The organism is Inquilinus sp. NPDC058860, from assembly GCF_042743185.1.
Lineage (GTDB): Bacteria > Pseudomonadota > Alphaproteobacteria > DSM-16000 > Inquilinaceae > Inquilinus.
In genome coordinates this window covers 84,505-105,916 of sequence record NZ_JBHYMS010000013.1, presented here as the reverse complement: position 1 = coordinate 105,916, position 21,412 = coordinate 84,505, and the positions used below count along the sequence as shown (strand labels likewise).

At 70.5% G+C, this 21,412-nt stretch carries 17 protein-coding genes; 10 read left to right on the top strand and 7 right to left on the bottom strand.

What is annotated here, in order from left to right:
* Window positions 1–6 precede the first annotated feature (6 nt).
* Entirely contained in the window at window positions 7–1,365 is a 1,359-nt protein-coding gene (locus tag ACFW16_RS11645) for an aminotransferase class I/II-fold pyridoxal phosphate-dependent enzyme (protein WP_380304985.1), read from the top strand.
* On the opposite strand, the gene ACFW16_RS11640 is transcribed toward ACFW16_RS11645, so the two are convergent.
* Genes ACFW16_RS11640 through ACFW16_RS11625 form a run of 4 tightly spaced genes read right to left on the bottom strand, consistent with a single transcriptional unit; the run spans window position 1,362 to window position 7,064 of the window.
* Window positions 1,362–2,153 (bottom strand): SDR family NAD(P)-dependent oxidoreductase, encoded by a 792-nt coding sequence (locus tag ACFW16_RS11640; protein ID WP_380304983.1) that lies wholly within the window; start codon window positions 2,151–2,153, stop codon window positions 1,362–1,364. The genes ACFW16_RS11645 and ACFW16_RS11640 overlap by 4 nt on opposite strands.
* A complete protein-coding gene (locus tag ACFW16_RS11635) occupies window positions 2,150–3,541 on the bottom strand; it encodes a capsule biosynthesis protein (protein WP_380304981.1) in 1,392 nt (463 codons plus the stop codon). The genes ACFW16_RS11640 and ACFW16_RS11635 overlap by 4 nt, the downstream gene beginning before the upstream one ends.
* A 9-nt stretch (window positions 3,542–3,550) precedes the next feature.
* Entirely contained in the window at window positions 3,551–5,872 is a 2,322-nt protein-coding gene (locus ACFW16_RS11630; protein ID WP_380304979.1) for a polysaccharide pyruvyl transferase family protein, read from the bottom strand.
* Between the two features lie 58 nt (window positions 5,873–5,930).
* Window positions 5,931–7,064: a polysaccharide pyruvyl transferase family protein gene (locus ACFW16_RS11625; RefSeq protein WP_380304978.1), complete on the bottom strand. Its 1,134-nt coding sequence runs from the start codon at window positions 7,062–7,064 to the stop codon at window positions 5,931–5,933.
* 362 nt (window positions 7,065–7,426) lie between these two features.
* On the opposite strand from ACFW16_RS11625, the gene ACFW16_RS11620 reads away from it, so the two are divergent.
* A complete protein-coding gene (locus ACFW16_RS11620; RefSeq protein WP_380304976.1) occupies window positions 7,427–8,578 on the top strand; it encodes a hypothetical protein in 1,152 nt (383 codons plus the stop codon).
* A 103-nt stretch (window positions 8,579–8,681) separates the two neighbouring features.
* Here the strand turns inward: ACFW16_RS11620 and ACFW16_RS11615 are convergent, their stop codons facing one another.
* Entirely contained in the window at window positions 8,682–9,290 is a 609-nt protein-coding gene (locus tag ACFW16_RS11615) for a MucR family transcriptional regulator (protein ID WP_380304974.1), read from the bottom strand.
* 814 nt (window positions 9,291–10,104) lie between these two features.
* Here ACFW16_RS11615 and ACFW16_RS11610 point away from each other — a divergent pair.
* A complete protein-coding gene (locus ACFW16_RS11610; protein WP_380304972.1) occupies window positions 10,105–10,659 on the top strand; it encodes a MucR family transcriptional regulator in 555 nt (184 codons plus the stop codon).
* Window positions 10,660–10,783: 124 nt separating this feature from the next.
* On the top strand, window positions 10,784–11,395 hold the full coding sequence (locus ACFW16_RS11605) for a hypothetical protein (RefSeq protein ID WP_380304969.1): 612 nt from the start codon (window positions 10,784–10,786) through the stop codon (window positions 11,393–11,395).
* A 48-nt stretch (window positions 11,396–11,443) separates the two neighbouring features.
* Here the strand turns inward: ACFW16_RS11605 and ACFW16_RS11600 are convergent, their stop codons facing one another.
* Complete coding sequence (locus tag ACFW16_RS11600) at window positions 11,444–11,944, bottom strand: sigma-70 family RNA polymerase sigma factor (RefSeq protein ID WP_380304967.1); 501 nt, start codon at window positions 11,942–11,944, stop codon at window positions 11,444–11,446.
* 588 nt (window positions 11,945–12,532) lie between these two features.
* Between ACFW16_RS11600 and ACFW16_RS11595 the strand changes: the two genes are divergently transcribed.
* Window positions 12,533–13,552 (top strand): Gfo/Idh/MocA family oxidoreductase, encoded by a 1,020-nt coding sequence (locus tag ACFW16_RS11595; protein WP_380304965.1) that lies wholly within the window; start codon window positions 12,533–12,535, stop codon window positions 13,550–13,552.
* A 152-nt stretch (window positions 13,553–13,704) separates the two neighbouring features.
* Here the strand turns inward: ACFW16_RS11595 and ACFW16_RS11590 are convergent, their stop codons facing one another.
* Entirely contained in the window at window positions 13,705–14,718 is a 1,014-nt protein-coding gene (locus tag ACFW16_RS11590; protein ID WP_380304963.1) for a LacI family DNA-binding transcriptional regulator, read from the bottom strand.
* Between the two features lie 121 nt (window positions 14,719–14,839).
* On the opposite strand from ACFW16_RS11590, the gene ACFW16_RS11585 reads away from it, so the two are divergent.
* The 5 genes from ACFW16_RS11585 (at window position 14,840) to ACFW16_RS11565 (ending at window position 21,285) form a co-directional block, all read left to right on the top strand.
* The gene (locus tag ACFW16_RS11585; RefSeq protein ID WP_380304961.1) at window positions 14,840–15,715 is read left to right on the top strand and encodes a phytanoyl-CoA dioxygenase family protein; all 876 of its coding nucleotides are present in this window, start codon (window positions 14,840–14,842) and stop codon (window positions 15,713–15,715) included.
* Between the two features lie 82 nt (window positions 15,716–15,797).
* Window positions 15,798–17,168, top strand: a complete 1,371-nt coding sequence (locus tag ACFW16_RS11580) for an MFS transporter (RefSeq protein ID WP_380304959.1) — start codon at window positions 15,798–15,800, stop codon at window positions 17,166–17,168.
* 85 nt (window positions 17,169–17,253) lie between these two features.
* The gene (gene mtnK, locus ACFW16_RS11575; RefSeq protein WP_380304958.1) at window positions 17,254–18,552 is read left to right on the top strand and encodes an S-methyl-5-thioribose kinase; all 1,299 of its coding nucleotides are present in this window, start codon (window positions 17,254–17,256) and stop codon (window positions 18,550–18,552) included.
* A gap of 3 nt (window positions 18,553–18,555) precedes the next feature.
* Window positions 18,556–19,653 carry an S-methyl-5-thioribose-1-phosphate isomerase gene (gene mtnA, locus ACFW16_RS11570; protein WP_380304956.1) on the top strand — a complete coding sequence of 366 codons (1,098 nt, stop codon included), beginning with the start codon at window positions 18,556–18,558 and terminating at the stop codon, window positions 19,651–19,653.
* A 36-nt stretch (window positions 19,654–19,689) separates the two neighbouring features.
* Window positions 19,690–21,285, top strand: a complete 1,596-nt coding sequence (locus tag ACFW16_RS11565; RefSeq protein ID WP_380304954.1) for an ABC transporter substrate-binding protein — start codon at window positions 19,690–19,692, stop codon at window positions 21,283–21,285.
* The last annotated feature ends 127 nt before the right edge of the window (window positions 21,286–21,412 follow it).

The window sequence follows — 21,412 nt, the reverse complement described above, 5'->3', positions numbered from 1 at the left end:
GTTGCGATGAGTAAGGGACGTTTGTCAGACGCCGAACTGCGGTCGCTGATCGCCGATGTGCGCGGCAAGGCCGCGGCGCCGGTCGAGGTGCCGGCGGCGCCGGAGCCGCGGTCCTACGACACCGCCTTCGAGACCCTGCCGGGCTATGAGACGCTGCGGATGCAGCGCGCCGCGGCCGACCTGCTGGGCGTCGCCAGCCCGTTCTTCCGCACCCATGAGCAGCGGGCCGGGGCGGTGTCGCGGATCGCCGGGCGGGAGGTGATCAACTTCGCCTCCTACGATTATCTCGGGCTGAACGGCCACCCGGCCGTGGCCGCGGCGGCCAAGGCGGCGGTCGACGAGTACGGCACCTCGGTCTCGGCCAGCCGGCTGGTGGCGGGCGAGCGGCCGTTCCACGCGGCGCTGGAGCGGCGGCTGGCCGAGGTGCACGGGGTCGAGGACGCGGTCGCCTTCGTCAGCGGCCATGCCACCAACGTCTCCGCCATCGGCCAGATCACCGGCCCGGCCGACCTGATCCTGCACGATGCGCTGATCCACAGCAGCGTGATCACCGGCGCCCAGCTGTCCGGGGCGCAGCGGCGATCCTTCCCGCACAACGACCTGGACACGCTGGAAGCGATCCTGACGGCCGAGCGCGACCGCTGGCAGCGCGTGCTGATCGTGGTCGAGAGCCTGTATTCGATGGATGGCGACATCATCGACCTGCCCCGGCTGGTGGCGATCAAGCGGCGCTTCGGCGCCTGGCTGATGGTCGACGAGGCGCATGGGCTGGGCGTGCTGGGCCCGACCGGGCGCGGCATCGCCGAGGCCGCCGGCATCGACCCGCGGCAGGTCGACATCTGGATGGGCACGATGTCGAAGACCCTGGCCTCCTGCGGCGGCTATATCGCCGGCCCGAGCGCCCTGGTCGACTATCTGAAGGTGACGGCCTCGGGCTTCGTCTACAGCGTCGGCATGCCGGCGCCGGCGACGATGGCGGCGCTGACGGCGCTGGAGCTGCTGATCGCCGACACGGATGGCCGGGTGGCCCGGCTGCAGGCCAATTCCCGGTATTTCCTGGAGCGCGCCCGGGCCGCCGGGCTGGACACCGGCCTGGCCCAGGGCCATGCGATCATCCCGATCATCCTGGGGGATTCGCTGCAGGCGGTGCTGCTGTCGAACCGGCTGCTGGAGCGCGGCGTCAACGTCTCGCCGATCGTGCATCCGGCGGTGCCGGAGAAGTCGGCCCGGCTGCGCTGCTTCGTCACCGCCGACCACACCCGCGACCAGATCGACCGCGCCGTCGCCGTCATCGCCGAGGAGCGGCAGCAGCTGCTGCGGGAGGCGCCGGTGGCGAAGCGGCTGAGCGCCGCCGCTCGGGGCTAAAGGGTCGCCGGGGCGTCGATCTCGAAGCGCAGGAAGCGGTCGATGAAGGCGGCCCGGACCGGGCGCGGGGCCAGCCGGCCCAGCCGGATCAGCCAGACCAGCGGCCAGGGGAAGGCCACCATGGCGCGGCCGCGGGCGGCGCCGTCGGCGATGTGCTTCGCCGCACGCTCGGCGCTCCACTGGAACGGCCGGGCGCCGCGGTAGCGGTCGCTCATGCCGGTGGCGATGAAGCCGGGGCAGGCGACGGTGACGCGGATGCCGTCCGGCCGCAGCCAGGCCAAGAGCGCCTCGCCCCAGGCCATCAGCCCGGCCTTGGAGGCGGAATAGGCCGGCTGGTCGGCCAGCGGCATCAGCGCCGCCAGCGATGAGATCAGGACGATGCGGCCGAAGCGGCGCGTGCGCATCGGGTCGATCAGCGGCGAGACGGTGGCGATCGCGCCTTCGAGGTTGATGCGCAGCTGCGCCGTGACCAGATCCTCCGGCTCGCAGCCGCGGCCCGGGGCCAGGCCGGCCTCGACCCCGGCATTGGCGATCACCACCGCCACCGGATGGCGGGCGTCGAAGCCGCGCAGGACCTCGCCCAGCCGGGCGCCGTCGCGCACGTCGATCTCGGCCGTTTCCACCACCGCGCCGCGGCGCCGGCAGGTTTCGGCGACCTCGGCCAGGCGGGCGGCGTTGCGGCCGATCAGGGCCAGCGCCACGCCCGGCGCCGCATAGTGCCGGGCCAGCGCCGCGCCGAGCCCGTGCGACGCCCCGGTCACGACGACGGCGTTCGCCTGGGGGGTCACGCCGTCTCTCCGGCCTGCGCCGCCCAGGCGGCCTCGCGCAGCGGCTGCATCTCATCGTCCAGGATGCGGCGGCGGGCGCCGTCGACCGCCAGGTCGATGCCGCGCAGCGAGAAGAAGCTGCCGCGGATCTGGGTCCGCGCCACCACGACGCGGCGGAACGCCTCCAGCAGGTCCGGGCGCGGCGGCCGGCCCTCGGCCCAGAAGCGGTCGAGCCCGCCCTGAAAGCTGAGGCCCGGCAGGTCGAACACGGCGGTGCCCAGCGTCTGCAGCGGCGTCCCGCGCTCCAGCGCGAACAGGCCGACGGTGGAGTTGACCACGACCACGCCGACGGCGCCGTCGACCAGCTGCTGCAGATCGCCGCCGTCGATGAAGTCGACCCGGCCGGCGACGCCGTGCCGCGTCGCCAGCGCCTCGATCCGCCGCTGCTTGGCGACCGGGCGGAAATCCAGCGGGTGCAGCTTCACCACCAGCCGGGTGCCGGGACCGGCATGGCGGGCGAAGGAGGCGATCACCTCCTCCGCCGCCTCGACCGTATCGCGGAACGGCGAATGGGTGCGGATCTGGAAATCGGTGTCGAGCTGCAGCGGATGCAGGTAGTAGCGCCCGGCCTGCCCGGACAGGCCCTGCATCACCCGGCGCGCCCGCCGCCTGGCCCAGGGGGCGCGGAGAAAGCGGCCGAGCCAGCCGGCATATTCCACCAGCGGGTGGTCGAGGGCGTGGTGGCGGTAATGCGGGAAGGCCGGCGTCAGCGCCACCAGCCCGACCGTCCACAGCACGTCCCACACCGCCCGGTGCAGGAAATAGGACGGCGCCGGCGCCGCCGGCGCCGGCGGTTCGACGCTCCGCGCCAGGGCCAGGAAGGCGGCCGGGCTGCGCGGCAGGTCGGAATGGCCGTTGACGCCCCAGGCCTCGCAGGTGACCCAGCCGGGACGCAGATAGCCCTCCTCGAACAGGTGCAGCCTGAGGCCGCGGCGGCGGGCGAGATCCACCGCCACCTCGTGATGCGGCCGGCAGTCGCCGAACAGCACCAGGTCGGTGACGCCCTCGCGGTCGAGGATGCCGGCGACGAAGCCGCGCCAGTCCTCGAACCGGCCGCGGAAGGCGACGGCCGGGCGGCGCCAGAACACCACGTCGCCGCCGCAGATGTTGACCTTGACGATGCGGGCGCCCGCCGCCTCCAGCGCCGCCGCCAGGCGCCGCTGGAACGGCGTGGCCGCGCCTTGCAGGACCAGCACGACGCGCTGGTGTCCGGTGCCGGCCGGGGCCGGGATCGCCCGCGCCGCAGCCGGCGGAGGAGGAACCGGCTGCGGCGGGACGGGCCGCGGCGAAGCAAGCCTGTCGGCCAGCCGCGCCGCAGCGGCGAACGGGCGCTGGGATCGCCCGTTCATCTCACGGCCTCAGAACGGGATGCGGGCGTAGACGTCGCCCGACACCGGCCACAGGGCATCGTCGAAGGACACCGACTGCGCCACCGGGAAGGCTTCGAACAGGTCGCGGCCGTCGTAGCGCAGCGGCTGCCAGGTCTCGTCGATCCAGGTGATCACGTCCTCCCACGGCGTCTCCAGGCTGCGGTCGCGGCAGAAGGCGATCACGCCCGGCTTGCCGACGCCGGAGTAGAAGTCGCGGATGCGGTGGTCGATCCGGTTCTCCGGATCGTCGACGTCGAGCAGCAGCCGGCCGCCCTCATAGGTGCCGAACCAGCCGCAGGGCACGCCGTAGGTCTCGGCGATCACCATGCCGTGCAGGCTGGTCGAGATGATCCGCTTGCACGACACGATCTCCTCCACCTTGGCGGCGAAGGCGTCGACCTTCGGCGCGGTGTAGGTGTTGATCAGCCGGATCGAGCCCGCCAGGCTGGGCGGGATGTTGTAGCGCTTCAGCGCCTCCTTCACCCCCGACTGCGGATCCATCGAGGACAGCTCGGAGATGTGCAGGATCACGCCGAGCTCGTGCGTCTTCTTGACGTGCTTCATCGGCATGATGCGCGGCAGGAACCAGACCGGGTCGCCGAACACGTCGGGCACCTTGATGCCCTGGCCGCGCAGCACCGCCTGGGTCTTGCGGCCGCGCACGCCGTGCACGACGAAATCGGTGTTCTGCGGCCGCATGTACTGCCGGATCGAGCGGTCGACCGGGTTCAGCGTCGCATCCATGCCCGTGCCCCAGAAGTGCAGCACGCCGTTCTTCTGGGCATGGCCGATGGTGCCGACCGCGACCATCCGCTCCGACGCGTCGTCGAAGGCGGCGCGGCGCACCGGCAGCCCGGCGATGGCGGCGACCACCACGGCGCTGAGCGCGTCGCCGAGATTGGCGTGCGGATGCTCGCTGGTGGTGGCGACCCAGGACAGCGGGATCGACAGCCGCTTGGCGTTGAAGCGCAGCAGCGTCTCCAGCCGGTCGCGCGACGCGCCCTCGGTGTTGGCCAGGGCCGGGGCGGCGACCGGAACCGGTGCCGGGGCGGGCTCCGGCTCGACGATCGGCTCGGGGGCCGGCGCCCGGGCGACGGCGGCGGATCCGGCGGTCATGGCGGGGGCGGACACCACGGGCTTGGCCGGCGGCGGAGTCGTCGGAGCGGTCATGGCGGAAACGACCTTCAGGGCTGGAGCCGGCTTCACGGCCGGAGCCGGAGCTGGAGCCGGAGCTTCGGTCTTGACCTCGCCGGCCCGGGCCAGGGCGACACGCTTGCGGTCTTCCCGGCGCAGCTCGTCCACGGAATGCTGCAGCACCAGGCCGGTCAGGACCGGGTGGTCCCACACGGTTTTGCCGGCCGGTGCCGTCAGCGGCTTGGCATCAAGAGGGAAGGCGTTGATCAGCGCATCCTCGTCGATCGACACCGGTTCCCAGACATCGTCGATGGTGTCGATCACGTCCTGCCAGTCGGTGGCGATGCCGCGCGGCTGGCTGTAGCTCCAGATCTTCTGCTTGCCGATGCCGGTGTAGAGGTCGACGATCCGCAGGTCGGTCGTCCCCTCGGGATTGAGCTCCGTCAGCGTCAGGCCGGGCTCGTCGCCCTGCGGCGAGAAGTACAGGCAGGGGATGCCGTAGCTTTCGGCGATCACCATGCCGTGCAGGCTGGTCGACACGATCCGCTTGCAGGCCAGGATCTCGTCGATCTTGTCCTTGAGCCCGCCGATGCCGATCGGTGTGACCGTGTTGATGAGATGCACCCGGCCGGCGAGATCGGCGGGGACATCGAAGCGCTTGTAGTCGGCCCGCGGCCGCGCCTCGGTGAAGGACCGGTCCGCCAGCTCCGACAGGTGCAGGATGACGCCGACATCCCACTTCTTCTCGATCTTCGGCTTGTAGAAGCGCGGCAGCAGCCAGACCGGGTCGCCATAGACGCCGCCCTTGGCCTTGCCGCCGAGCAGCCTGGCCGAGACCGGGCCGCGGCTGGCCGGCACGTGGAAGGTGGACTCCGGCGGCACCGTGAAGGGCAGCCGCTCCGGCATCGGCGCCGACGGATTCTTCCAGCCCGAGCAGCCGGTGCCCCAGAACCAGACTTCGCCGCCCTCGAACCCATGGCCGATCGTGCCGACGGCGCCCATGCGCACGGATTTCGACCTGGTCGGGACGCGGGCGATGTCCAGGCCGGACAGCAGGGCCACCATGACCGGACTGAGCGCATCGCCGAAGTTCAGATAGTCCATCTCCTTGGTCGAGCCGGCCCAGGAGAGCGGGATCTGTCCCGCGTCGCGCGTGGCCCGCAACAAGCTGTTCATCATGCGTCTCGTCCACTTCGAAAGGGTCGGTTTCGGATCGCCGGACCGGGATGCCGCATCAGGCCCGGTCCGTCTGGGGCCGCCGCAGCAGCGCCGCCATGCGCTGCAGCGGCCCGGCCGCCGGCCGGCGTTCGGCGGCAGGTCGGATCACCGTCTGCGGCCGGTGCTGCAGCGGGATCTGCCGCAGCACCGGATGCTCGAACACGGTCTCGCCGCGGCCCGGCCGCAGCGGATCGTGGTCCAGCGGGAACGCCTCCAGCAGCGGCGCCGTGTCGAAATCGGGCTGCTGCCAGGCCCGGTCGATCGCCGCCATCAGCGCCGGCCAGTCGGTCCGCTCCCGCCGCGGCTGGCCGTAGATCGGCAGGCTGGTGCGGCCGAGGCCGCGATAGAGGTCGACGATGCGGAGGTCGAGCGTGCCGTCGGGGTCGAGCTCGGCCTTGTGCAGCCCGCGCGGCGCCCGGGGCGAGAAATACAGGCAGGGGATGCCGTAGCTTTCGGCGAAGACCATGCCGTGCAGGCTGGTCGACACGATCCGCTCGCATTCCAGGATCTCGTCCAGCCGGGCCCGCATCCCGTCCAGGCCGATCGGCGTCACCGTGTGGATCAGCTTGACGTCGCCCGCCAGCTCCGCCGGCACCTGGTAGCGGATGTGCTCCGCCTTCGGCCGGACCTCGAAGGAGCGGTCCTGCAGATCGGCCAGATGGATGATGACGCCGAGCTTCCATTTCTTGCGCGGCGGCCCGGGGTAGAATTGCGGCAGCAGCCAGACCGGGTCGCCGTAGACCGCCGGCCCGACCGCGTTCTCCTCGCCCAGGATCCGGCGCGACACCGGACCGCGGGTCGCGGCGATGTGCAGGCGCGTGCCGGGCAGCGGCGCCACTGCCATGCGCTGATCGGCCGGGGCCGAGGGGTTGCGCCAGCGCGAGCTGCCGGTGCCCCAGACCACGACCTCGCCTTCCTTCAGGCTGTGGCCGATGGTGCCGACGGCGGCCATGCGGAGGCGCCGCGATTCATGCGCCACATGCTCGACCGGCAGGCCCGACAGCAGCGACACCATCACCGCGCTGAGCGCGTCGCCGAGATTGACGTAGTCCTGCTCGCGCGTCGCCGCCACCCAGGTCAACGGCACGATCTGCCGCTGCCTGACCGAGGCGGCCAAAGCGCGAATGGTCTCGTTGCCCGGCACGGCCATCGGGTTTCCATGATTCCAGTTTCGACCCGAAGGTTTTAAGCCGGAATCGCCGCTGCTGTCATGCCTTTTGCAGTGCGAAATCGCAGTGCGAAGGAAAAATCTGCATCATGCGGCCCTGGAGGCACCTTTCGGTTTGGGTATAGAATCCGTTTTCAGATCAACATGATGTGTCGAGCAAACATGAATCCGGCTTTCCTGGGGTCATGGCGCGGATAGCGGCCGCGGCACCCGAATCGCCTTCACGCTCAAAACCTACGAAAACTTATCGTGCGACATCCGGCCGCTTCGCGGGAGCGACGGTTTCGACGATGCTGGCCGCGGGGGAGCAAGGCCCAAATCAGACAGCAATGACGAGACCGCGCATGCAGATCCGCCTCCTGCTCCCCGCCGCCCTGGCGCTGGCCGCCGGCCTGGCCGCGACGCCGCCGGCCCGGGCCCAGGCCCAGTCCGACCGGCTGGAAGACTTCATGATCATGGATGTCTGCGTCGACCAGCACGACCGGATCGAGCCGGCGCTGGTGCCGGGCGACCGCGACTGCACCCGGCGCCGCAACATCCGCGCCGGCGAGGCCGTGCCCTATCACCTGCACAACTACCCGGGCCCGGGCGCGCCCTGCCCGCAGCGCCTGGGCACGGTGTCGAAGGACAACATCCCGATCGAGAAGCGCGGCGTCACCCGCATCGTCAGCTTCTACGACCGCGGCGTCGACCACAGCTGCCCGGACGCCGCCCCGGACGCGCCCAGCTTCGGCAAGCTCGACACCGGCCGCGAGGGCGGGTCGGTGCAATGGGTCGACGAACGCTGGGGCTACATCATGGGCAGTTGGAGCCCGGTCGCGCTGTCCTACTGGCTGACCCCGTCCTGCGCCGGCGCGCCCGACACCTCCGGCCGGTTCCGCTACGGCTGGGTGATCGGCCCGGCGACGCTGCCGCCCGAAGGCCAGGGCGGCTTCGAGACGTTCCAGAGCAAGCTGGTCACCGCCAAGGACGGCGGTGAGCCGGAGGCCGGGTGCCCGAAGCGCTTCGCCCGCCCCTTCACCCTGTGGATGCGCGACCGCTTCACCTACAAGGACGGCAAGTCGCTGGACACCCTGATCTCGCTGCGCTTCTCCAGCTCCAGCAAGGACGGCCAGGGGCCGGGACCGGCGACCCAGGTCGAGATCACCTACTGGACCAAGGAGTTCGGCCTGACCCGCTGGGAGAAATGGGCCCGCGGCGACTGGGTGCATCCGCGCAACCGGCAGGCCGCGGCCACGCTGGGCAAAACGCTGTTCGAGCGCGACACCTGCAGCCCGCCCTACAGCTTCCGCAGCAGCCCGGTGCCCGGCCTGACGATCAGCGACAGCGGCAGCCGTGACGACTACAGCCGGACCCTGACCGACACGCGGACGGGCGAGTCCCGCAACTGGCACATGTCGCTGTGCAGCGACTACACCAACATCGTCAAGGATGCCGATGGCGGCCTCGTCCCGCCCTGGGGACAGGCGCTCAGCGACATCTTCTGGGCGGAGTAGCCTCTGGGCGGAGCAGCCCGTCGACGGCTTCCGACTCATGAGTTTAGGGCCGGATTCAGATTTGAACGGGAGCGCCTCGCGCTTCCCGTTCAAATATCCGGCTCTAGCGCCGGAAGCCGTCGGGCCGCGGCCCTTCCGAGCGGCGGCCGGACACCATCCCGGGCTTGACCCAGTCGTGCCGCAGCCCGGCGGGCGCGCCCCGGCGGTGCTGGCGGCGGGCCCGGCCCGCGCCGATCCGCCGGCTCTCCTCCTGCAGCCGCAGGGGAACCGGGTCGCATTCGGCTCCATCGGGCGGCGGCGCCAGCCGCCGCCGCCAGGCCTGGCGCTCCTCGTGCGACGGCGGCGGCACCATCGGATAGGCCGCGGGCAATCCCCAGCGCTGGCGATACTGGTCGGGGCTGAGCCCGTGCGCCGCGTCGAGGTGGCGGCCGAGGTCGCGGCAGACCCGGCCGTCCTCGAGGCAGATCAGGAAGCCGAGCCCGATGGTCTCCGGCAGCGGCACCGGCGCTACCCGCTGCGGCTCGGCGGCGCGGGCGGCCTTCCCCGCCCGGGGGCGCGGCGGTTCGGACAGGCCGTCGAATGCCGCCAGGATCTTCCGGATCAGCACGGGATCCTCGGGGACGGCCGCCGGCTGGCGCGACCGGAAGGCCCGCGCGATCTCGGCTGCGAAGTCCCGGTGATGCGACAGCGGCCGCCGCAGATCCATATCCATCCCGATCTGCTTCCGGCTCGCCTCATCAAGCTGGTCAACTCGCATTCGTTCGTCCCTCTGACGCACAGCTCTGATGCCGGCCCGGCACAGTGGAATCGCTGTCGGCGAAGGCTTGCGAAGGCGCTGTCCCCACCAACCCCATGATTCCATGGCCGGCCAGCCGACCGACATGGTTTCCCCCTCCCTGAACATCCTGTCTTGATTGCGACGCGGCTGCGCATACCCGGATATTCTACGATCCGAATCGCGAAATCAGCGTACCAGCAAGCGAACCACAGGTTAATCCTTAAAAACTATTGCGAAAGTCCATTTTAAGTGAAATCGGCCTCTCCGAGCCTTGCCGCCAGGCCGACGCGAAGAGGCGGCCGGGTGTTCCGCGGCCTCGAAGTCCTCCCGGATTCATGATGGCCGAGGCCTTCCGAAGATTCGTCACCGCGGATATCGAGAAAATAAGCGGAGATTTCGATGCAAACATTCGCGAGATCTGCCCGCGATCCGCCGAATAGGCCGCGGCGCGCGCTGCCCGGACGGGCCGGGACCGGCTCTACAACCCATGGATTGCAGTGTCGCCGGACGATCGAGAGGGAATCGAGGCGATCTCACGGCCGCCCTGCCCCCGAAAACCGGCATTTATGCCGCAGCCACTATATCGCGACGGCATTGCGTTATCATCTTGCGGAAATCGCACGAAACATCCTAAAATTGAAACTAGATTCTTTGCCATCCAGTGGAGGGAGGCGATTCGAATCCTTCGGCGGCCGCATTTTAAACGCGCCACGTCGACCGGACGGATCGCTAACTAAGAAAGAGCGTCATGGCCCGCCCAAGCGAAACCGAGATCCTGAGGTTCACCAAAGAAATCGTCGTCGCCCACGTGTCCCGCAACACGCTCGACAGCGAAAGCCTTCTCGACCTGATTCGGAACGTCTACACCACCCTCAGCTCCACCCAGGGCCCGGCGGCCGAGGGCGAGATCGAGGGCGAAGCCGAGCATGCCGAGGCAGGCGGCGACGGTGTGGCCGAGGCCGGCCAGGCCATGATCGAGACGCATGCGGCGCCTCCGGTTCCGGCCGTGCCGATCGAGGAGTCGGTCACCCCGGACTACATCGTCTGCCTGGAGGACGGCCGCCGCTTCAAGACCATGAAGCGTTGGCTGCGCGCGACCTACGGGCTGAGCCCGGAGCAGTACAAGGAGCGCTGGGGCCTGCCGGCGGATTATCCCCTGACCGCGCCCAACTACACCAAGGCGAAGTCGGCGGACGCCAAGCGCCAGGGCCTCGGCTCCGGCCGCCCCGCACGCGTGACCCGCGCCAGCCGGCCCGGCCGCCAGCGCGCCGCGCGCCCGAGCGAGCAGAAGACCAAGCGCTGAGCCTGCGCTCCGGCCGCCGCGGGACGCGGCCGGACCGGGATCGACCGCCCGGGATGGCGTGCGCCTGAGCGCCGGCCGGCCCGATCGTGCCCGGCACGGAGTTCGGACTCGACAGGACGACGCTTTGTTCTATATTCGTTCCAAGTCGTTCACCACGACCTGGACCGTCATGGGGCATATCCAGCAACTGGCTTTCGCGCTCGGGCCGATCGAGGCCAGACCGGCCGCACCGGCGCGGCCCCGCGCTGCCGGACGATCGGCCAGGGCGGCGGCACCGCCGGCGCAGCCGCTGCTGCCGGACGCACCCGGCCTCGCCCCCGCTACAGCGACGGCTCCGGCGGTCGTCGCCCCTGCCGCCCCGGCCCGGGCCTCGCCCCCCTTACCCGTCGCGGACGGGCCGGATTCCGGCTCGATGCCCGGCGCTCTGGCGCCCCCCACCGTCGAAAGGCCGCTGTCCGACGACGCGGCGCCGTCGCCGGTCAAGGCGGCCCTTTATCTGGTGATTGGCTTCGCGCGGGGGCGTGAGCGGCGGCGCGGCGGGTGGCAGCGCCTGACGGAGCAGGGCTTCGCCAGCCGGCGCCTGGCCGAGGAGCACGCAGCGCGGCTGCTGGCGCGTGGCCGCGCCGACGGTGCCGTCCTGGCCCGGCAGGATCTCGCGGCCGACATGGACGCGGCGGACGAGCCGGTGCTTCTGGCGCGCCTCGGTGACCTGCCGACGGAGCTGCTGGAGGGCTGACGCGGGAAGGGCGCCGCGAGGGCCCCCTTTGTCTGGTCTTCGCGCCGGTCAGTGGACGCCGCTCAGCTGCCGCAGGCTCTGCCGCGCCCGGCCCAGGCGGGACCGGATGGTGCCGACGGGCACGCCGAGCGCGTCCGCCGCCTCGTCGTAGGAGGCGCCGCCCACCGCGACGACCTCGAGCACCTCGCGGTGGTCGTGACTGAGGCGCGGCCAGGAGTCCCGGATCCGGGCGATCTCCACCCTCTGCTCCTGGTTGACCGGGACCGCGATCTCGCAATCCTCGATCTGGAACTGGCTGGCGGCCCGCTTGGCCGGCCCGACGAATTTCGACAGGAAGATCCGGCGCATCATCACCACCAGCCAGGCCATCAGGTTGGTGCCGGGCCGCCAGAGATGGAACTTGCAGTAGGCCCGCATCAGCGTCTCCTGCAGCAGATCCTCCGCATCCACCGGATCGCGGGTCAACGATGCCGCATAGCGCCGGAGGTCCGGCATCCGCGGCGACACCAGGGACGTGAAGTTGGCGGACGGGTCGATCCTGTTCGTCATTCTCCCACCCTTTCCTGCCCAGCCGTCACCGGCGGCGAGGCAAAGTCTCTCCGTCTCCGGAATCGAGGCCCGAGCCATCCTCCGGACGATGCGCAATGATCGGACGAATTGATTGCCGTTTCGGTGTGAACTGATGGTGAAACGCCCGACTACTTTTCAGGTTCCGACAAACTCATGCCGAAAATCCGGCCTGAACGCCCGTATCCATCGGCGTCACATCCGCAGATACGTTGCATATCGCCGTTCCGCTTCGCCGTCCCTAACATTTGATAAAGGGAAAGATATTTTGCCGATCCAGGCCATTACATCATCTGATATCCCGATACTGCCCCAGATGCGAAGGGAGGCTGCCGTACTTGGCCCGCGAGAGACGCGGCATCGGTCGCGGTGATGGTTCAGAGCAGACATCGCAGCACGGCGGCACAATCGCCTCTCGTCCCTGCGGACGCACTCGCGGTCGATTGAGCTTCGGCCCGCAAACAATCATCAAGGGATTCCGGCTTCCGCAGCCCCGGCCGCTTGGCGTATGGAGTCGGTACGCCGCCGGACCGCCGTGGTGTTCGACGCCCGCACCGAGGCCCACATCGCATGACGCTTCGCATCGGACTGATCGGCTACGGCCCTGCCGCCCGCGTCTTCCATGGCCCCCTGATCGCCGCCTGCCCCGGCGCCGCGCTGGCCGCCGCGGCGGTGCGCAACCCCGAGGCGGTGACCGACGCGCCGCCCGGCCTGCCGATCGTCACCGTCGACGCCCTCTTGGCCGACCCGTCGGTCGAGGCGGTGGTGGTGGCGGCGCCGAGCGGCAGCCATCACGAAGTGGCCCGTCGGGCGCTGGAGGCCGGCAAGCATGTCGTGGTCGACAAGCCGGTCACGGTGACGGCGGCCGAGGCCGACGACCTGATCGCCCTGGCGGCGGAGCGGCGGCGGGTGCTGACCGTGTTCCACAACCGGCGCTGGGACGGCGATTTCCTGGCGCTGCGAGAGCTGATCGCCGAGGGGCGGCTGGGCCGGATGCTGTCCTTCGAATCCAACTACGACCGGTTCCGGCCGACCGTGCGGACGCGCTGGCGCGAGCAGGCGGTGCCGGGATCGGGGCTGCATTACGACCTGGGGTCGCATCTGATCGACCAGGCGCTGGTGCTGTTCGGCCGCCCGGATTTCGTGCGGGCGGAGCTGCGCGCCATCCGCCCGGGCGCCGAGGCGGTGGACGACGCGGTCTTCACCCTCGGCTTCGGCCCGGTGCGGGCGCTGCTGCGCTGCCGCATCCTGGTGGCGGAACCCGGGGCACGGCTGGTGGTGCAGGGCGACCGCGCCACCTTCCGCAAGATGGAGATCGACCCGCAGGAGGACCATCTGCGCGCGGGCACGGTGCAGGCGGAGCCGGAGACCGGGTGGCTGACCGTGGGGCAGGAGACCGGCCGGCCGGAGCCGCAGCGCCTGGCGATCGCGCCCGGCCGCTACGGCGCCTTTTATGCCGGCTTCGTCGCCGCGGTGCGCGACGGCGCGCCGCCGCCGGTCGACCCGCGCGACGGCCGCGACGTGGTCCGGGTGATCGAGGCCGCGATCGAGAGCTCCGCCAAAGGCCGCGACGTCCGGCTGGAGTGGTGAGAGACCGTTTGGAAGTGCACCTGGCGTGGCCGTCTGACGGCGGTTTCTGCGCTTCCGGTGCTCATGGACTCAAACGTCCGCTGCGCGCCGGGTCTCGAAACCACCACCAGCCGACTCACGCCAGCGCATTTCCAAACGGTCTCTGAGGCCTCTCAGCTCGACTGGCGCCGGACCAGGGAGAAGCCGAGGTCGATGATCCGGCCCTCGGCCGTTCCCTTGCCCAGCCGGGCCAGGATCAGCTCGCCGGCGCGGCGGCCCATCTCGTAGGCGGGAATCCGGATCGTGGTCAGGGCGGGCCGCAGCTGCCGGCCGATCTCGAGGTCGCCGAGGCCGACGATGGCGATGCGGCCGGGGACGTCGATGCCGCGCCGCTGGCATTCCAGCAGGCCGCCGACCGCCATCACGTCGGTGGCGAAGAACACGCCGTCGAGATCCGGGGCGCGGGCCAGCAGCCGGTCGAGCGAGACCCGGCCGGCCTCGATCGACAGGTCCGCCGGGGTCTCGGTCTCGGGCGCGGCGGCGCCGGCCTCGGCCAGGGCCTGCGAGAACCCCGACAGCCGCGCCGCGGCCCGGCTTTCGGCCGCGCCGACGAAGCCGCAGCGCCGCCGGCTGCCCCCGACCAGGTGCCGCGCCACCTCCACGCCGGCCGCGAAATTCGAGAAGCCGACGGCCATGTCGACCGGGTCGTCCGACAGCTCCCAGGTCTCGACCACCGGGATGCCGTGCTGGCGCAGCAGCGTGCGCACCACCTCGTCCGGCACGGCGCCGACCAGAACCAGCGCATCCGGCCGGCGGCCGACCAGGGCGCGCACCAGCTGGCGGCGCTTGTCGTCGGAATAGGCGTAGTCGCCGATCACCAGGTGCAGCCCGGCGCCTTCGGCCACGTCGGCGACGCCGCGCACGGTCTCGGAGAAGACCGAGTTGCCGATGGTCGGCACCAGCACCGCCAGGATGCCGCTGCGGCGCGAGGCCAGGCTGCTGGCCGACAGGTTGGGGACGTAGCCCAGCGATTCGACCGCGGCATTGATCCGCGCCAGCGTCTCCGGCGTCACCTTCCCCTCGCCGCGCAGGGCGCGCGACACCGTCATCGGAGAGGTGCCCGCCAGCGCCGCCACATCCTCGATGCGCGGCTTCCGGCCCGGTTTCGCTGCTGTGTCGTCTCGCATGGCGCTGACCTTGAAGCGAAGCCGCTGCGATTTGCAAGCCGGGCCGCAGGCGTTGACGAGCTTTGGCGGTAGCGCTACCGTTCCGTCACGGTAGCGCTACCGAATCCAGGGGAGAAACGCCATGGTCACGGACGAACAGGTCGCCGCCTACCGCAGGGACGGGCTTCTGGTGGTCGAGGACGTGCTGGACGCGGCGCAGCTGGCCGAGGCCCGGCGGGTGGTGGCCGAGTTCATCGACGGCTCACGCACGGTCACGGCGCACACCGATGTCTACGACCTGGAGCCCGGGCACACGCCCGAGGCGCCGCGGGTCCGGCGGATCAAGACGCCGCACAGGCACCACAAGCTGTTCCGGGACATCGCCCGGTCGCCCCGGCTGGTGGCGATCCTGCAGCGGCTGCTGGGGCCGGGCGTCCGGCTGCACGGGTCGAAGATCAACCTGAAGTCGCCTCAGTTCGGGTCGCCGGTCGAATGGCACCAGGACTGGGCCTTCTACCCGCACACCAACGACGACATCCTGGCCGTCGGCGTGATGCTGGACGACTGCACGGTCGAGAACGGGGCGATGCTGGTGCTGCCCGGCACGCATCAGGGCCCGGTCCACGACCACCATTCCGACGGCTATTTCTGCGGCGCCATGGACCCGGAGGCCTGCGGCCTGGACTTCGGCCGCGCGGTGCCGGCGGTCGGCCGCGCCGGGTCGATGAGCTTCCACCATGTCCGAGCCGTGCACGGCTCGGCCCAGAACACCTCGGACAAGCCGCGCGTGCTGCTGCTGTACGAGTTCGCCGCGGCCGATGCCTGGCCGCTGATGGGGGTGCCGGACCTGGCGGAATTCGACAGCCGTATCGTGGCGGGCGAGCCGACCATCGCGCCGCGGCTGGCCGATGTGCCGGTGCGCATGCCGCTGCCGCCGGCGCCGCGCCAGGGCTCGATCTACGAGAACCAGAGCACGGCCAAGTCGCGCTACTTCGCGGACCGCAAGACCGCGGCCTGAGCAGAGCCCGGTCCCGCACGGGGCCGGGCGGCTTGAACCATCAATAACCGGCCCGAGCCGGACCAAGGGAGAGGGACGTCCCATGGGAAATGCACCCCCGCAGGGGGCGGGCGCGAAGCGGCCGCTGACCCGGGTCATGTTCGCCGCGGCCGTGGGCTCGGCGCTCGAATGGTACGATTTCTTCATCTACGGCACCGCCGCCGCCCTGGTGTTCGGCGAGCTGTTCTTCCCGAAATTCGACCCCAGCACCGGCATGCTGGTGTCGCTGGCGACCTTCGGGGTCGGCTTCCTGGCGCGGCCCTTCGGCGGGCTTCTGTTCGGTCATCTCGGCGACCGCTGGGGGCGCAAGCCGGTGCTGGTCATCACCATCCTGATGGTCGGCGGCAGCACCTTCCTGATCGGCCTCCTGCCGACCTACGACCAGATCGGGCTGTGGGCGCCGATGCTGCTGGTGCTGATGCGCCTGCTGCAGGGGCTTGGGGCCGGCGCCGAATATGGCGGCGCGGTGCTGCTGGCGGTGGAATACGCGCCGGACGGGCGGCGCGGCTTCTTCGGCAGCTTCGCGCCGATGGGCGTGACCATCGGCAACCTGCTGGCCGCCGGCGTGTTCGGGCTGGTCACCCTGTTGCCGCACGAGGACCTGCTGGCCTGGGGCTGGCGCATCCCGTTCCTGATCAGCCTGCTGCTGCTGGGCTTCGGCGTGTTCATCCGCATGCGGATCGACGAGACCCCGGTCTTCGCCGAGACGCAGGAGCGCCAGCCGCCGATCCGCGCGCCGGCCCTGGCCGCGCTGCGCCGCCACCCGCGCAACTTCGCGGTCGTGGTCGGGGCGCGGATGGCGGAGAACGGCCTGGGCTACCTGTTCCCGGTCTTCGGCCTCAGCTACATCATCAACACCCTGCACCTGCCGCGCGACGTGGCGCTGCTGGGGGTGTTCGGCGGCAACTTCGCCGAGATCTTCGGCATCCTGTTCTTCGGCTGGCTGTCGGACAAGGTCGGGCGGCGGCCGGTCTATATGGGCGGGGCGCTGTTCTCGGCGGTGTTCGCCGTGCCCTTCTTCATGATGCTGAACACCGGCGACACCACCGCCATCCTGCTGGCCTTCGTGCTGATCATGGGCATCGGCGGCGGCGCCATGTTCGGGCCGCAGGCCGCCTATTTCGCCGAGCTGTTCGGGCCGCGGCTGCGCTTCAGCGGCTTCGCCTTCGCGCGCGAGCTGGGGTCGATCCTGGCCGGCGGCCCCGCCCCGGCCCTGTCGGCGATGCTGGTGATCTGGTTCGACGGGGCGCCCTGGGGCGTCGCGCTCTACGTCATCGCGCTGTCGCTGATCACGGTCGCCGCCGTCTGGTGGGGACCGGAGACCAGCGAGAGCGACCTCAGGGTCGACTACTCGACGGCGGAGGAACCGCGGCCGGAGCGGGCGCAGGCGGTCCCGGTCCGGCCGGTGGCCTGACCGGCCGCGCCGCGCTTGACAGCAGGGGAGCCGGCTTCCGACACTCCGCCCCGCCCAAGAGCAAGACCGCGGCGGAGGCTGAAGCATGAGTGAGGAGAGCCGGCTGACCGGCGGGCCGGACTACCGGCCGCTGGACGAGGCCTCGATCCGGCCCTATCTCGCCACGCTGCCGGCGATCCGCGACCGGCTGGGCGGCGACCCGGCCGGCTGGCACGTCACCGAGGTCGGCGACGGCAACCTGAACCTGGTGTTCATCGTCCGCGGCTCCGCCGGCGGCCCCCTGGACGGCGTCGTGGTCAAGCAGGCCCTGCCCTATGTCCGGCTGGTCGGCGACAGCTGGCCGCTGCCGCTGGACCGCGCCTGGTACGAGTGGCACGCCCTGTCCGAGCAGGCGAGCCACGTGCCGCATCTGCTGCCGAAGCTTTTCCATTTCGATGCGGCCATGGCGCTGATCGTGATGGAGTGGCTGACGCCGCACATCATCCTGCGCAAGGGGCTGATTGCCGGCACCCGCTATCCGCTGCTGGCCGGGCACATGGCGGAGTTCCTGGCCCAGACGCTGTTCAAGACCTCGGACCTGCACGCGCCCGCCGCCGAGAAGAAGGCGAAGATGGCGCCGTTCTGCGGCAACACCGCGCTGTGCCGGATCACCGAGGATCTGGTCTTCACCGACCCGTACCGGATCGCGAAGCTGAACCGCTGGACCACGCCGCAGCTGGACGGCATCGCCGCCGAGTTCCGCGCCGACGCCGCCGCCAAGGTGGCGGTGCAGGAGCTGAAATGGGCCTTCCTGACCCGGGCCGAGGCGCTGGTGCATGGCGACCTGCACACCGGGTCGATCATGGTGACCGAGGCGGACAGCCGCGCCATCGACCCGGAATTCGCCTTCTACGGCCCGATGGGCTTCGACATCGGCGCCCTGCTGGCCAATTTCTTCCTGGCCTATTTCGCTCAAGGAGGCCACGCGACGGCGGCGGACGACCGGGCCGGCTATCGCAGTTGGCTGCTGGTCCAGGCCGAGGCGATCTGGGCCGGCTTCGAAAAGCGCTTCCTGGAGCTGTGGCGGGCCGAGAACACGGGCGACGCCTTCAGCCGCGACCTGTTCGCCGACGGCGACGGCGCCCTGGCGCTGGACGCCCACCGCCGCGCCACCATGGCCCGGCTGTTCCGCGACACGGTCGGCTTCGCCGGCGCCAAGATGGTCCGCCGCATCCTGGGGCTGGCCCATGTCGCCGACCTCGAGACCATCGCCGACCCGGATCTGCGCGCCGCCTGCGAGACCAAGGCGCTGCACCTGGCCCGCGCCTTCCTGGTCGAGCGCGACCGCTTCACCGGCCCGGCCGATCTGCGCCACGCGGCCGAGACCGTCTTCCGCGAGGGTTGAGCCATGAAAATTGATGGGACGTCCTATCGCACCATCTGGCCGGCCGAGGATGGCTGGCGGGTGGTGATCATCGACCAGACCAGGCTGCCGCACGGCTTCGAGACGGTGGTGCTGGAGACCGAGGACCAGGCGGCCCACGCCATCCGCAGCATGCAGGTGCGCGGCGCGCCGCTGATCGGCGCCACCGGCGCCTACGGCCTGGCGCTGGCGCTGCGCGCCGACCCGTCCGACGCCGCCCTGGCCGGTGCCTATGACCGGCTGCTGGCCACCCGCCCGACCGCAGTCAACCTGCGCTGGGCGCTGGACGATGTGCGCGGCCGGGTGGCGGCCCTGAAGCCGGCGGAGCGGGTGGCCGCCGCCTATCGCCGCGCCGCCGAGATCTGCGACGACGACGTCGCCACCTGCCGCGCCATCGGCGAGCACGGCCTGGCCGTGTTCCGCGAGATCTGGGAGAAGAAGGGCCGGCCGGACCGCCTGAACGTGCTGACCCATTGCAACGCCGGCTGGCTGGCGACGGTCGACTGGGGTACCGCGCTCGCCCCGATCTACATGGCGCATGACGGCGGCGTGCCGGTGCATGTCTGGGTCGACGAGACCCGGCCGCGCAACCAGGGCGCCAGCATCACCGCCTTCGAGCTCGGCGGCCACGGGGTGCCCCACACCGTGATCGCCGACAATGTCGGCGGCCATCTGATGCAGCACGGCCTGGTCGATCTGTGCATCGTCGGCACCGACCGCACCACCGCGACCGGCGACGTGTGCAACAAGATCGGCACCTATCTGAAGGCGCTGGCGGCGCATGACAACGGCGTGCCGTTCTATGTCGCCCTGCCCTACACCACGATCGACTGGACCCTGACCGACGGCATCCGCCAGATCGAGATCGAGCAGCGCGACGCGCGCGAGCTGACCCACATCACCGGCCGCACCGCGGACGGGCGGATCGAGACGGTCGGCATCCTGCCGGAGGGCAGCGCCGCCGCCAACTGGGCCTTCGACGTCACCCCGGCGCGCTACGTCACCGGGCTGATCACCGAGCGCGGCGTCTGCCCCGCCAGCCGGGAGGGTCTGGCCGGGCTGTATCCCGACCGGGCGGCTTGAGCCGCCCCACCACCAAACAATAACTGGGAGAGCTTCATGTCCCGTTTCCTCAGCGCCACGGCGCTGGCGCTGGTCCTGGCGGCCGGCGCGGCCTCGGCCGAGGCCAAGACGCTGGTCTACTGCTCCGAGGGCAGCCCGGAGAACTTCAACCCGCAGATCAACACCACCGGCACCAGCCTGGACGCCTCGGTGCCGGTCTATGACGGGCTGGTGGCGTTCGAGCGCGGCGGCACCAAGGTGGTGCCGGCCCTGGCCGAATCCTGGGAGGTGTCGGATGACGGCACGGTCTACACCTTCCACCTGCGCCGCGGCGTGAAGTGGCATTCGAACGAGGCCTTCACGCCGACGCGCGACTTCAACGCCGACGACGTGCTGTTCTCGTTCAACCGGATGTGGAAGGAGGACAGCCCCTACCACAAGGTCTCCGGCGGCTCCTACGACTACTTCGGCGACATGGGGATGCCGACCCTGCTGAAGGCGATCGACAAGGTCGACGACACCACCGTCCGCTTCACCCTGACCCGGCCGGAGGCGCCGTTCCTGGCCGACATGGCGATGAACTTCGCCCAGATCCTGTCGGCGGAATATGCCGATGCGATGATGAAGGCCGGCACGCCGGAGGATGTCGACCAGATCCCGATCGGCACCGGGCCGTTCCGCTTCGTCCAGTACCTGCCGGACGCGATCATCCGCTACAAGGCCTTCGACGAGGCCTGGAGCGGGCGGGAGAAGATCGACACGCTGGTCTTCGCCATCACCCCCGACGCCTCGGTCCGCTACGCCAAGCTGAAGGCCAACGAGTGCCAGGTGATCCCGTCGCCGAACCCGGCCGACCTGGCGGCGATGCAGCAGGACCCGGCGGTGACGGTGATCGGCCAGCCCGGGCTGAACACCGGCTACCTGGCCTTCAACGTCACCAAGAAGCCGTTCGACGACGTGCGCGTCCGCCGCGCCATCAACATGGCGGTGAACAAGCAGGCGATCCTCGACGCCGTCTACCGCGGCACCGGCCAGGCGGCGAAGAACCCGATCCCGCCGACCATCTGGTCCTACAACGACGGCGTCCAGGACTATCCCTACGACCCCGAGGCGGCGAAGACGCTGCTGGCCGAGGCCGGCCTGGCCGGCGGCTTCGACACGGACCTGTGGGCCATGCCGGTGCAGCGCCCCTACAATCCGAACGCCCAGCGCATCGCCGAGCTGATGCAGGCCGACCTGGCCAAGGTCGGGATCCGGGCGAAGATCGTTTCGTTCGAGTGGGGCGAGTATCGGAAGCGGGCGCAGGCCGGCGAGCACCAGATGGCGCAGTTCGGCTGGGGCGGCGACAACGGCGATCCGGACAACTTCTTCAACAATCTCCTCGGCTGCGACGCCGCTCGGGAAGGCGGCGGGAACATTTCGAAGTGGTGCAATCAGGATTTCGAAAAACTCATTCAGAAGGCCAAGGCCACCGCCGACCAGGCCGAGCGCACCAGGCTGTACGAGCAGGCCCAGGTGATCTTCCACGACCAGGCGCCATGGCTGCCGATCGCCCATTCGGTCGAGTACCAGGCGATCCGCAAGGAGGTGCTGGACTACGTCATCACCCCGGTGCGGATCCACGACTTCCGCGGCGTCGACATGCAGGAGTGAAGGGGGCAGGAGTGAGCGCGAGTCGCGACGGACTTAATGCCTGACCGTCTCGTCCGGAACGGTTGCGGCGGGCGGATTCCCGGGCGCGGATTGACAGCGTACCCCCGGGTTGCGGTAATCCCCGCAA

Coding starts and splice junctions, on each gene's coding strand:
- ACFW16_RS11645 (WP_380304985.1), top strand. CDS start 7: ATGAGTAAGGGACGTTTGTCAGACGCCGAACTGCGGTCGCTGATCGCC.
- ACFW16_RS11635 (WP_380304981.1), bottom strand. CDS start 3,541: ATGAACGGGCGATCCCAGCGCCCGTTCGCCGCTGCGGCGCGGCTGGCC.
- ACFW16_RS11630 (WP_380304979.1), bottom strand. CDS start 5,872: ATGAACAGCTTGTTGCGGGCCACGCGCGACGCGGGACAGATCCCGCTC.
- ACFW16_RS11625 (WP_380304978.1), bottom strand. CDS start 7,064: ATGGCCGTGCCGGGCAACGAGACCATTCGCGCTTTGGCCGCCTCGGTC.
- ACFW16_RS11620 (WP_380304976.1), top strand. CDS start 7,427: ATGCAGATCCGCCTCCTGCTCCCCGCCGCCCTGGCGCTGGCCGCCGGC.
- ACFW16_RS11615 (WP_380304974.1), bottom strand. CDS start 9,290: ATGGATATGGATCTGCGGCGGCCGCTGTCGCATCACCGGGACTTCGCA.
- ACFW16_RS11610 (WP_380304972.1), top strand. CDS start 10,105: ATGGCCCGCCCAAGCGAAACCGAGATCCTGAGGTTCACCAAAGAAATC.
- ACFW16_RS11600 (WP_380304967.1), bottom strand. CDS start 11,944: ATGACGAACAGGATCGACCCGTCCGCCAACTTCACGTCCCTGGTGTCG.
- ACFW16_RS11595 (WP_380304965.1), top strand. CDS start 12,533: ATGACGCTTCGCATCGGACTGATCGGCTACGGCCCTGCCGCCCGCGTC.
- ACFW16_RS11590 (WP_380304963.1), bottom strand. CDS start 14,718: ATGCGAGACGACACAGCAGCGAAACCGGGCCGGAAGCCGCGCATCGAG.
- ACFW16_RS11585 (WP_380304961.1), top strand. CDS start 14,840: ATGGTCACGGACGAACAGGTCGCCGCCTACCGCAGGGACGGGCTTCTG.
- ACFW16_RS11580 (WP_380304959.1), top strand. CDS start 15,798: ATGGGAAATGCACCCCCGCAGGGGGCGGGCGCGAAGCGGCCGCTGACC.
- mtnK (WP_380304958.1), top strand. CDS start 17,254: ATGAGTGAGGAGAGCCGGCTGACCGGCGGGCCGGACTACCGGCCGCTG.
- mtnA (WP_380304956.1), top strand. CDS start 18,556: ATGAAAATTGATGGGACGTCCTATCGCACCATCTGGCCGGCCGAGGAT.
- ACFW16_RS11565 (WP_380304954.1), top strand. CDS start 19,690: ATGTCCCGTTTCCTCAGCGCCACGGCGCTGGCGCTGGTCCTGGCGGCC.